Genomic DNA, 792 nt, shown 5'->3' on the forward strand with positions numbered 1-792 from the left:
GTGATAAATACGTGACTTTATCATTACATTTATAAATCGAAAACAATGGACTATCAACTGTTGATAACTCTGTGGATAACCGTGTTGATAACTTGTTTATTATCCACAGAGATTTGCGCAGCCTGTGGCAGGCAGTGGATATCAACACTGTTATTATGCGGTTTTAAGTAAGTTTTAAACAGAATATTGACGGAAAAAGATATAAACTTATTAATTTTGCACAGAAATGAAATATTGTGGATAAAGTGCCGATATGGCTAACAGTCAGCAAGTAACTATCAACAATGTATGTTGAAAAACGAATTTATTACGTTTATATCGGAATATGCAAGAATTATGAGAAAAAGTTTTCAACATATCAACATCACATCATCTACAACATTTTATTTTTTAAAAGAAGAAAATAAAAAAGATAATAATAAAACAAAGCTGATAACGGGTGGAAAAACACCGTGCGGAGCCTGTGTGCGACGAACGGAACACATCAGCCGCCGACAGCTAAAACAATGACAGCGATGATAAAAAAAGAATGGGTTGAGAAAGGGTTCATAGACGAACCGGCCGCCGTGGGAACAGACCTGAAGGCTGAGATAAGACGGATGTGTGAAGAGAAGAATGCCGTGATACTGGCACATTACTATACAAGGGGTGAGATACAGGATGTGGCCGACTTCATAGGCGACTCGCTGGCTCTGGCGCGCAAGGCTGCCGATACAGACGCGCGTATCATAGTGATGTGCGGCGTTCACTTCATGGCCGAGACGTGCAAGATACTCAGTCCGGAGAAATCGG

Annotated in this window: 2 protein-coding genes; both read left to right on the forward strand. The window is 40.3% G+C overall.

All coding sequences use genetic code 11. The annotated features are described in order from the left end of the window. Positions 1–336: 336 nt before the first annotated feature. Positions 337–510 (forward strand): hypothetical protein, encoded by a 174-nt coding sequence (locus tag MoGM_RS12785; protein WP_158249573.1) that lies wholly within the window; start codon positions 337–339, stop codon positions 508–510. Between the two features lie 5 nt (positions 511–515). Beyond that, positions 516–792: quinolinate synthase NadA (gene nadA / locus MoGM_RS07345; protein ID WP_158249574.1), on the forward strand; the 277-nt coding region annotated here is incomplete at its 3' end.

Origin of the sequence: Prevotella sp. MGM1 (assembly GCF_002933775.1) — a bacterium.
Classification (GTDB): domain Bacteria; phylum Bacteroidota; class Bacteroidia; order Bacteroidales; family Bacteroidaceae; genus Prevotella.